This window comes from Limibacillus sp. (assembly GCA_037379885.1).
In the GTDB taxonomy this organism is placed as follows: domain Bacteria; phylum Pseudomonadota; class Alphaproteobacteria; order Kiloniellales; family CECT-8803; genus JARRJC01.
Genome location: JARRJC010000059.1, coordinates 1 through 10,759, shown reverse-complemented (window position 1 = coordinate 10,759; position 10,759 = coordinate 1). Strand labels below are relative to the sequence as shown.

5 protein-coding genes and 3 pseudogenes are annotated in these 10,759 nt (G+C 66.1%); 7 read left to right on the top strand and 1 reads right to left on the bottom strand.

What is annotated here, in order from left to right; translation table 11 throughout:
* Nucleotides 1-951: LysR family transcriptional regulator (locus tag P8X75_13335; GenBank protein ID MEJ1996163.1), on the top strand; the 951-nt coding region annotated here is incomplete at its 5' end.
* A gap of 22 nt (nucleotides 952-973) precedes the next feature.
* Here P8X75_13335 and P8X75_13330 read toward each other — a convergent pair.
* Entirely contained in the window at nucleotides 974-1,387 is a 414-nt protein-coding gene (locus P8X75_13330) for a GtrA family protein (protein ID MEJ1996162.1), read from the bottom strand.
* A gap of 103 nt (nucleotides 1,388-1,490) precedes the next feature.
* On the opposite strand from P8X75_13330, the gene P8X75_13325 reads away from it, so the two are divergent.
* From P8X75_13325 to odhB, 6 genes and pseudogenes are all read left to right on the top strand, one after another.
* The gene (locus tag P8X75_13325; GenBank protein ID MEJ1996161.1) at nucleotides 1,491-2,462 is read left to right on the top strand and encodes a glycosyltransferase family 2 protein; all 972 of its coding nucleotides are present in this window, start codon (nucleotides 1,491-1,493) and stop codon (nucleotides 2,460-2,462) included.
* 170 nt (nucleotides 2,463-2,632) lie between these two features.
* The gene (gene mdh, locus P8X75_13320) at nucleotides 2,633-3,601 is read left to right on the top strand and encodes a malate dehydrogenase (GenBank protein ID MEJ1996160.1); all 969 of its coding nucleotides are present in this window, start codon (nucleotides 2,633-2,635) and stop codon (nucleotides 3,599-3,601) included.
* 171 nt (nucleotides 3,602-3,772) lie between these two features.
* A pseudogene (gene sucC, locus P8X75_13315) lies at nucleotides 3,773-4,978 on the top strand (ADP-forming succinate--CoA ligase subunit beta).
* Nucleotides 4,979-5,854, top strand: a complete 876-nt coding sequence (gene sucD / locus P8X75_13310) for a succinate--CoA ligase subunit alpha (protein ID MEJ1996159.1) — start codon at nucleotides 4,979-4,981, stop codon at nucleotides 5,852-5,854.
* A 110-nt stretch (nucleotides 5,855-5,964) separates the two neighbouring features.
* Nucleotides 5,965-8,853, top strand: a pseudogene (locus P8X75_13305) (2-oxoglutarate dehydrogenase E1 component).
* A 151-nt stretch (nucleotides 8,854-9,004) separates the two neighbouring features.
* Nucleotides 9,005-10,679: pseudogene (gene odhB, locus P8X75_13300) on the top strand (2-oxoglutarate dehydrogenase complex dihydrolipoyllysine-residue succinyltransferase).
* The last annotated feature ends 80 nt before the right edge of the window (nucleotides 10,680-10,759 follow it).

The window sequence follows — 10,759 nt, the reverse complement described above, 5'->3', positions numbered from 1 at the left end:
CCAATGATCCCGCGCCTCTCACTCAATCATCTCAATCTCCTGGTGGCCTTGGCCGACACGGGCAGCGTGACGGCGGCAGCCGGGCGGCTGGGCATCACCCAATCGGCGGTCTCCCACCGGCTGAGGGAGGCGGAGCGGCGCGTCGGCCTGCCGCTGACCCTGCGCGGGGAGCAAGGGCTCGTCCTGACGCCGGAGGGCGAGCGCTTGCGGGCTTTTGGAGAGCGCTTCATAGAAGAGCTCGTGCGCTTGGAGCAGGAGATGCGGGCGGCGGGTGGCGGCGGACGGGCGCTCTTGCGCCTCGGGCAAGCGACCTACAGCCGCTATCACTGGCTGCCGGCTTTCCTGGATTATCTGGCGGACTGCGAGCCGACCCTTTCGATCGATCTCTCGGGCCGGGCGACTGCGCGCCCCTTCGCCTCGCTTCTGGAAGGCTCGGTCGATGTCTCCACGGTCTACGGGCGTCCCTCGGCCCTGCCGCGCTTTCGCTGGCGCAAGCTGGGCAGCGACCCGCTGGTCGCGGTGATGGCGCCCGGCCACCGGCTGGCCTCCGAGTCGTTCGTGGATTCGACCAACATGGGCGACGAGCGCTTCTACACCTATCCGCTGTCCGTCGAACCGGGCTTCGAGTGGGAAGCTCTTCTGGGTGCGCCGGACGTGCCCTTTCGCCGCATGACCCCCATGGCGACGCCGGAGGCGGTCATCGATCTGGTCCGCGCCGGGTTCGGCGTCGGTATCTTCAGCCGCTGGGCGGTGGCGCCGGAATTGAGCGACGGCACGCTGCTGGCGCGCCCGGTGGGGCCGGAGGGCATGGTGCTGGACTGGTGGGCCGTGACCCGTGCGCGCGATCCGAAGGACGGCCCGGCCGAACGGCTTGCCGACGCGCTGGTGCATTGGGGGGGAAGGGTCGAGCGGCCGCTCTCCACCTTGGGCTTTGAGGGCGCAAAGCGTTAAGGGCGCCTGCCTCCGCGTCCGCTCAAGGCTTGGCGCGAAATACCCAGTGGCGCGACAGCAGGAAGTTCCAGGCGAAGGAGACGCCAATCGCGGCCAGCTTCGCCAGATAGGCGGGCAGAACGAAGGCCGCCAGCCAGATCACGACCGCGGAGATCAGGACCGCGCTGCCGGCGGTGGCGACATGCCTGGCGAACTGGCGCCAGGCGCTGTCGTGATGCTTCGCCCCGGCGAAGGTCCAGTTGCGGTTGAGCAGAAAGGAGACCAGCACCGCCGTTCCGGCGGAGAGGAAGTGCGCGGCGATCAGCGGCGTCTCCGCCAGATAGAACAGCAGGTTGAAGAGCGCATAGTCGACCAGCGTGTTGACCAGACCCACCACGGCGAAGCGGCCCGCGAGCTTTCCGGTCTCCTTACCGCTCGTCTTGCCGGGGGTTTCCATCGGCGGGTGGCCTCTTTTGACGGGTTCCAAGTGCTGGCACGGCTCTCCCGCTTCCTATAGGCTCCAGCCTTGAAAGACAATCCTTGGCCGATGGGGAGAGGCTATGCTGCTTTCCGTGGTGGTTCCGGCTTACAACGAAGAGGCCGTGCTGACCCAGTTCCACGAACGCCTGAAGGCCGTTCTGGCGCAGTTGCCCCTGGACCATGAAGTCATCTATGTCAACGACGGCAGCCGCGACCGCACACTGACCATCCTGGAAGAGCTGCACGCCAAGGACGCCAGCGTCGGCGTGATCAACCTGTCGCGCAACTTCGGCAAGGAAGCCGCCATGACCGCCGGGCTTGATCTGGCCCACGGTGACGCCGCCGTGGTCATCGACGCCGATTTGCAGGACCCGCCGGAACTGATCGCCGAGTTCGTGCGCGTCTGGCGCGAAGAGGGCTACGACGTGGTCTACGCCACGCGCGAGAGCCGGGCGGGCGAGAGCTGGGTCAAACGCTCGACCGCCAGCGCCTTCTACTGGGTCATGAGCAAGGTTTCCGACGTCGCGATCCCGCGCGACACCGGCGACTTCCGCCTGATGAGCCGCCGGGCGCTGGATGCGCTCAAGGGCTTGCGCGAACATCACCGCTTCATGAAGGGGCTCTTCGCCTGGGTCGGCTTTCCCTCCAAGGCCGTGCTCTACGAGCGTGACCCGCGCTTTGCCGGGGAATCCAAGTGGAACTACCTGAAGCTCTGGAACTTCTCGCTCGAGGGCATCACCGGCTTTTCCATCGCGCCCCTGAAGATCGCCACCTATCTGGGACTGCTGATTTCGATCTTCGCCGCGATCCTCGGCACGCAGATCATCCTGGAGACGCTGCTCTACGGCGCGGACGTCCCCGGCTATCCCTCGCTCTTCTCGGCCGTGCTCTTCTTCGGCGGGGTCCAGCTCTTCTTTCTGGGGATCATCGGCGAATATCTCGGCCGGGTCTTCAACGAGAGCAAGAGGCGCCCGCTCTACCTGATCCAGGATCAACTGGAAGCCAAGCCCGCCAAGGGCGCCAAAAGCGACAAAGCGGGCAAGAAGGAATAGGGACCGCGCCGCCCGCCCAGCCTTTTGCTTGCGGGCATCCGGGATTCGCGCTACCAACGCCCGGTCATTCAAGAAGGCCTCTTCGACCGAGGCGGGGCGCATCCCCTTTCGTCGCGCGTTTCCTCTCGGGGCTCTAAAGAGGCCTGGCGCTTAAAGAGGAATCAGTTCATATGGCACGCAAGAAAATCGCACTGATCGGATCCGGTCAGATCGGCGGCACGCTCGCTTTGCTCGCCGGCTTGAAAGAGCTGGGCGACATCGTTCTCTTCGACATCGCCGAAGGCGTTCCCCAGGGCAAGGCCCTGGACCTCGCCCAGTCCGCCCCCGTCGAGGGCTTCGACGCCAAGCTGGCGGGCGCCAACGATTACGAGGCCATCGCCGGGGCCGACGTGGTGATCGTCACCGCCGGCGTGCCGCGCAAGCCGGGCATGAGCCGCGATGACCTGCTGGGCATCAACCTGAAGGTCATGCAGGCGGTGGGCGACGGCATCAAGAACAACTGCCCCGAGGCTTTCGTCATCTGCATCACCAACCCGCTGGACGCCATGGTCTGGGCGCTGCGCGAGGCCTCCGGACTGCCCAAGGAGAAGGTGGTCGGCATGGCTGGCGTGCTCGATTCCGCGCGCTTCCGCCACTTCCTGGCCGAGGAGATGAATGTTTCGGTCGAGGATGTCTCGGCTTTCGTGCTGGGCGGCCACGGCGACACCATGGTCCCGACCCCGCGCTATACGACGGTCGCCGGGATCAACCTGCCGGACCTCGTGAAGATGGGATGGATCAGCCAGCAGAAGCTGGACGAGATCGTCGAGCGCACCCGCAACGGCGGCGCGGAGATCGTCGGCCTGCTGAAGACCGGCTCGGCCTTCTACGCCCCGGCCTCCAGCGCCATCGCCATGGCCGAGAGCTACCTGAAGGACAAGAAGCGGGTCCTGCCCTGCGCGGCGCACCTCTCCGGCCAGTACGGGGTCGACGACCTCTATGTCGGCGTGCCGGCGGTGATCGGCGAGGGCGGCATCGAGCGCATCGTCGAGCTCGATCTCAACGCCGAGGAACAGGCCATGTTCGACAAGTCGGTCGAAGCCGTGCGCGGCCTCGTGCAGGCCTGCAAGGATCTCGGCTTCAAGGGCGGCGGCTCTTAAAAAAGAAGCCGGCGGGTTACCTTTTGCGGCGGGGCGCTTGTTGCATGGCAGCAAAGGCTTGTTAAAGTAGCCCCGCTTCAAAAGACGCTTAAGCCGGCCTGGGGGTAGAAGGGCCGGTCTCCCACAGTCTCCGGACCAAAGCGTTCGGATCTTGGAACGACAGTCAGGCGGAAAGATCAGATGAACATTCATGAGTATCAGGCCAAGGGCCTCCTGAAGAAGTACGGCGTCCCCGTACCGCGCGGCGGCGTGGCCTTCACGCCCGACGAGGCGGAGAAGGCGGCGAACGAGCTGGGCGGCCCGGTCTGGGTGGTCAAGTCCCAGATCCACGCGGGCGGGCGCGGCGCGGGCCGCTTCAAGAGCGACCCCGACGGCAAGGGCGGCGTGCGCGTCGTCAAGTCGGTCGAGGAGGTGAAGGCCAACGCGGGCCAGATGCTGGGCGAGACCCTGGTCACCAAGCAGACCGGCGCCGAGGGCAAGGAGGTCAAGCGCCTCTACATCGAAGAGGGCTGCGACATCGCCCGCGAGCTCTACCTCTCGCTCCTGATCGACCGCGCGACCAGCAGGGTCACCATCATGGCCTCGACCGAGGGCGGCATGGAGATCGAGGAGGTCGCGGCCGAGAGCCCTGAGAAGATCCTGATGGAGGCGATCGACCCGACCACGGGCCTGATGCCCTTCCAGGCGCGCAAGATCGCTTTCGGCCTGGGGCTTCAGGGCAAGCAGGTTTCCTCCTGCGTCAAGTTCCTGATCGCCATGTACAAGGCCTTCACCGAGCTGGACGCCTCGCTGGTCGAGGTCAATCCGCTGGTCATCACCGGCGACGATCAGGTGATCGCGCTGGACGCCAAGATGAACTTCGACGACAACGCCCTCTTCCGTCATCCCGACGTCGCCGAGATGCGCGACGAGGACGAGGAAGACCCCATGGAGCTGGAAGCCCAGAAGCACGAGCTGAACTACATCAAGCTCGACGGGCAGATCGGCTGCATGGTCAACGGCGCGGGCCTCGCGATGGCCACCATGGACATCATCAAGCTCTACGGCGGCGATCCGGCCAACTTCCTGGACGTCGGCGGCGGCGCCACCAAGGAGCGCGTCACGGCGGCTTTCAAGATCATCCTGTCGGATGAGAACGTCGAGGGCATCCTGGTCAACATCTTCGGCGGCATCATGCGCTGCGACGTCATCGCCGAGGGCGTGGTCGCAGCCGCCAAGGAGGTCAGCCTCCATGTGCCGCTCGTGGTCCGGCTCGAAGGCACCAACGTCGAACTGGGCAAGAAAATTCTAGAGGAATCCGGCCTTCCGATCGTCTCCGCCGACAATCTGGCGGACGCGGCGGAGAAGGTCGTCAAGGCCGTGAAGGAGGCAGCTTAAATGGCGGTTCTCGTCAACAAGGACACCAAGGTAATCTGCCAGGGCTTCACCGGCGCGCAGGGCAGTTTCCATTCAGAGCAGGCGATCGCCTACGGCACCAAGATGGTCGGCGGCGTGACGCCGGGCAAGGGCGGCTCCGAGCACCTCGGCCTGCCGGTCTTCGACACGGTGGCCGACGCGGTCTCCAAGACCGGGGCCAACGCCAGCGTGATCTACGTCCCGCCGCCCTTCGCGGCCGACGCGATCCTGGAGGCGGCGGACGCAGGCGTGGAGCTGGCGGTCTGCATCACCGAGGGCATCCCGGTCATGGACATGGTCAAGGTGAAGCAGGCGCTGAAGGGCTCCTCCACCCGCCTGATCGGGCCGAACTGTCCGGGCGTCATCACCCCGGACGAGTGCAAGATCGGCATCATGCCGGGCCACATCCACAAGCGCGGCAAGATCGGCGTGGTCTCGCGCTCCGGCACGCTGACCTACGAGGCGGTGGCCCAGACCACCGCGACCGGTCTCGGCCAGACCAGCTGCATCGGCATCGGCGGCGACCCGGTCAACGGCACCAACTTCATCGACTGCCTGGAGATGTTCCTGGCCGACGATGAGACCCAGGGCATCATCATGATCGGCGAGATCGGCGGTTCCGCCGAGGAAGACGCCGCCGAGTTCATCAAGCAGTCCAGCGTGAAGAAGCCGATCGTGGGCTTCATCGCGGGCGTCACGGCGCCTCCGGGACGCCGCATGGGCCATGCCGGCGCGATCATCTCCGGCGGCAAGGGCGGCGCGGACGACAAGATGGAAGCGATGCGTTCCGCCGGATTCCTCGTTGCGGACTCGCCCGCGGCGCTGGGTGAGACTATGGTTAAGGCCATGAAGGGCTAACAGCCCGCCAAAAAGGCTAGGGATACACAGAACAAGGAGGCGACGCGGTCTCGCCTCTTCGCCTGGCGTCACCATCGGCGGAAAGGCGGCCGCGGCGGTATCAGGAGAGAATGGGACAGCAAAACCAAGCGCCCGCCTATTACGGCCCGAACGCCCAAGCGCTCGCCAGGCTCTATGCCGAGTACAGGGCGGACCCCGACGCCGTCGACCCGGAATGGGCGGCGGCGTTCCGCGATCTGGACGAGGAGGCCTCTGGCCTGCTGTCCAGCCTTCTGAGCAGTGGTTCCGGCAGCGGACCAGCTAGCGGCAACGGCGCGGCGGCTGTCACAAGCAAGCCGAACGGCGGGGCGGGCAACCCCTCGGTCGCGGCGGTGGCCGCCGGTCTGGTCCAGGGCCGCGACATCACGGCCGACGACATCCGCTCCGCGACGCTGGACTCGATCCGCGCGCTGATGCTGATCCGGGCCTACCGGGTGCGCGGGCACCTTGAGGCGGACCTGGATCCCCTGGGCCTCGCCAAGCGCGAGCGGCATCCCGAGCTGGACCCCGCCTCCTACGGCTTCGACGACGACGATTGGGAGCGGCCGATCTTCATCAACCACGTCCTGGGGATGGAAACGGCGACGCTGACGCAGATCATGAAGACGGTGCGCGCCACCTACTGCGGCAAGATCGGCGTCGAGTTCATGCACATCCAGGACCCGGACCAGAAGGCCTGGATCCAGCAGCGCATCGAGGGTGAGCGCAACCGCACCGACTTCACGCCCAAGGGCAAGCAGGCGATCCTCGACCGCCTGATCGCCGCCGAGACCTTCGAGCAGTTCCTGAACAAGAAGTACACCGGCACCAAGCGCTTCGGTCTGGACGGCGGCGAATCCATGATTCCCGCGTTGGAGCAGATCTTGAAGCGCGGCGGCCAGATGGGCCTTAAGGAAGTCGTGGTCGGCATGCCCCACCGTGGCCGCCTCAACGTCCTGGCCAACTTCATGGGCAAGCCCTTCCAGGCGATCTTCTCGGAGTTCAAGGGTGGTGCCGCCAACCCCGAGGACGTGGGCGGCTCCGGCGACGTGAAGTACCACCTGGGCACCTCCTCGGACCGCGAGTTCGACGGCAACGAGGTGCACCTTTCGCTGACCGCCAACCCCTCCCACCTGGAGGCGGTGAACCCGGTCGTGGTCGGCAAGGTGCGCGCCAAGCAGCGCCAGCGCGAGGACAGCGACCGCAGTCAGGTCATGGGCCTTCTGATGCACGGCGACGCCGCCTTCGCGGGCCAGGGCCTGGTGCCCGAGACGCTCGATCTCTCCGAGTTGAAGGGCTACCGCATCGGCGGGACCATCCACTTCATCGTCAACAACCAGATCGGCTTCACCACCAACCCGGTGAACGCGCGGTCCGGCCCCTACTGCTCGGACGTAGCGAAGATCATCCAGGCCCCGATCCTGCACGTGAACGGCGACGATCCGGAGGCGGTGGTGCATGTCGCGCGCATCGCCGCGGAGTTCCGTCTGCAGTTCAAGAAGGACGTGATCATCGACATGTTCTGCTACCGGCGCTTCGGCCACAACGAGGGCGACGAGCCGGCCTTCACCCAGCCGCTGATGTACAAGGCCATCGGCAAGCACAAGACGGTCCGCCAGCTCTATGGCGAGCAGCTGGTCGAAGAAGGCCTGCTGGACACCGCCGGCGTCGACAAGATGGTCAAGGACTTCGAAGACCATCTGGAAGCCGAGTTCGAGGCGGCCAACAGCTACAAGCCCAACAAGGCCGACTGGCTGGAAGGCGCCTGGCGCGGCATGCAGGCGGCCAAGGGCTTCTCCGCCCGGCGCGGCAAGACCGACGTCGATTTCGAGCTGCTACAGAAGGTCGGCAAGGCGCTGACCACCGTGCCCGACGACTTCAACGCCAACCGCAAGATCCTGCGCCAGCTGGAGGCCAAGAAGAAGGCCATCGAAAGCGGCGAGGGGATCGACTGGGCGACCGCCGAGGCGCTCGCCTTCGGCACGCTTCTGGCCGAGGGCACGCCGGTGCGCCTTTCCGGTCAGGACTGCAACCGCGGCACCTTCTCGCAGCGTCACGCCAGCCTGATCGATCAGGAGACCGAGCGCCGCTACGTGCCCATGAACCACATCTCCGACGATCAGGAGACCATCGAGGTGGTGGACTCCCCGCTGTCCGAGGTGGCGGTGCTGGGCTTCGAGTACGGCTTCTCGCTGGCCGAGCCGCGCGCGCTGGTCCTGTGGGAGGCGCAGTTCGGCGACTTCGCCAACGGCGCGCAGATCATCATCGACCAGTTCATCGCCTCGGGCGAGTCCAAGTGGCTGCGCATGTCGGGGCTGGTGATGCTGCTGCCCCACGGCTACGAGGGGCAGGGGCCCGAGCACTCCTCGGCCCGGCCGGAGCGCTTCCTCCAGCTCTGCGCGGAGGACAACATGCAGGTCGCCAACTGTTCGACCCCGGCCAGCTACTTCCACATCCTGCGCCGCCAGATCCACCGCGAGTTCAGGAAGCCGCTGATCATCATGACGCCGAAGTCGCTGCTGCGGCACAAGGCCTGCGTCTCCAGCCTCGACATGTTCGGGCCGGGCAGCGGTTTCCACCGCGTGCTGCACGAGGACAACCCGCCCTCCAAGCCCAAGGACTGCAAGCAGGTGGTGCTCTGTTCGGGCAAGGTCTTCTACGATCTGCTCGAAAAGCGCGATGCGGAGAAGATCAAGGACGTGCACATCATCCGCCTGGAACAGCTCTACCCCTTCCCGGTGGACGCGCTGCTGGACGAGCTGGAGCCCTACAAGCACTGCGATCTGGTCTGGTGCCAGGAAGAGCCGCGCAACATGGGTTACTGGTCCTCGGTCCACGAGATGCTGGAGGAGGTGGCCGAGATGATCGGCTTCAAGAACCCGCGCCCGCGCTATGCGGGCCGCCGTTCCGCCGCCTCGCCCGCGACCGGCTACGCCAAGCGTCACGCCGAGGAGCAGGCGGCCCTGGTGGCCGACGCGCTCACCATCGGCAAGCCGCGCGAAGGGCGCATCGGCACCCGCCGCCGCTACGACGACATGAAGGCCCAGGAGGAAAAGGCGGCGGAGTGACCCCGGGCACCGGGAGCGCCGCCTTTCTCAAGCTCAAGAACGGACAAGAACGGAAACCGCGATCATGGCCACGGAAATCAAGGTCCCCACACTCGGCGAATCGGTCAGCGAGGCGACGGTCGCCCAATGGCTGAAGAAAAAGGGCGAAAGCGTCGCCGCCGACGAGCCCATCGTTGAGCTGGAGACCGACAAGGTGACGCTGGAGGTGGGCGTGATCTCGGACATCCAGGCCGACGAGGGCGCGAACGTCGAGGTCGGCGCGGTCCTGGGCCTGATCGACGAGAGCGCCAGCGCCTCCGCGGCCCCGGCCAAGGCGGAGGAGTCCAAGGCCGAGGCGCCCAAGGAAGAGAAGAAAGAGGAGAAAAAGGAAGAGAAGAAGGAGGCTCCGGCCGCCGCCGCCTCTTCCAACGGCTCCGGCAAGTCCATCGAGGTTATGGTCCCGACGCTGGGCGAGTCCGTCAGCGAGGCGACGGTCGCCAACTGGCTGAAGGCCGAGGGCGACGCGGTCGCCGCCGACGAGCCCATCGTCGAGCTGGAGACTGACAAGGTGACCTTGGAGGTGAACGCCCCCGCCGCCGGCAGCCTTTCCAAGATCGAAGCGGCCGAGGGCGCCACCGTCGAGGTCGGCGCGCTGCTGGCGACCATCCGCCAAAGCCGCCAAGGCCGAAGCCCCAAAGGAAGAAGCTCCAGCCCCTGCCGCAGGCCCAACCCAAACCCAACCCAGCGCGGGGTCCGCGCTTGATGCGGGCAAGTTGGCGCGTGAGGGCGGCAAGGTGACGAAGGAGGCGCTGCTGCGCTTCTTCGAGGAGTCGACGCCTTCGAGCGCCATGACCCTTTCGCCGGCCGTCTCCGCGCTGATCGCGGAGCGCGGCCTGAACCCCAACCGGATCCAGGGGACGGGACCGCAGGGCCGCATCACCAAGGAGGATGTGCAGAACTTCATCGAGGGCAAGGCCCAGCCGGTGAGCGCGCCCGCTTCGGGAGCCGCCTCCGCCCCCGCACCCGCCGCCAAAGCGCCAAGCCCCACGGAACCGAGTTCGGGGTCCGAACAGCGGGTCAAGATGCCCAAGCTGCGCCAGGTCATCGCCAAGCGCCTGAAGGAGGCGCAGAACACGGCGGCCATGCTGACCACCTTCAACGAGGTGGACATGGGCGGCGTGATGGAGGCCCGCGCGGCCTACAAGGAGGCCTTCGAGAAGAAGCACGGCGTGAAGCTGGGCTTCATGTCCTTCTTCGTGAAGGCCGTGGTCTCGGCGCTACAGGAGCTGCCCGCCGTCAACGGGCGGATCGAGGGCGAGGAGATCGTCTACAACAAGCGCTATCACATCGGCGTGGCGGTCTCGACGCCCAACGGCCTGATGGTCCCGGTGCTGCGCGATGCGGACAAGCTGTCCTTCGCGGAGATTGAGGCGGGGATCGTCGACCTCGGCACCCGCGCGCGCGACGGCAAGCTCTCCATGGACGAGATGCAGGGCGGCACCTTCACCATCACCAACGGCGGCATCTTCGGCTCGCTCTTGTCGACGCCGATCCTCAACACGCCGCAGTCGGGCATCCTCGGCATGCACAAGATCCAGGAGCGCCCCATGGCCGTGAAGGGCCAGGTGGAAATCCGCCCCATGATGTACCTCGCCCACTCCTACGACCACCGCCTCATCGACGGCCGCGAGGCCGTCACCTTCCTGGTCAAGGTCAAGGACGCGCTGGAAGACCCGCAGCGGCTGCTGTTGGGGGTTTAGGGGGAGAGGCTTCTAAGAGTTATTCTTGCTCAACAGACAACGATGACTCACCGAAACACCTTTAAGAAATCTGTCGCGAC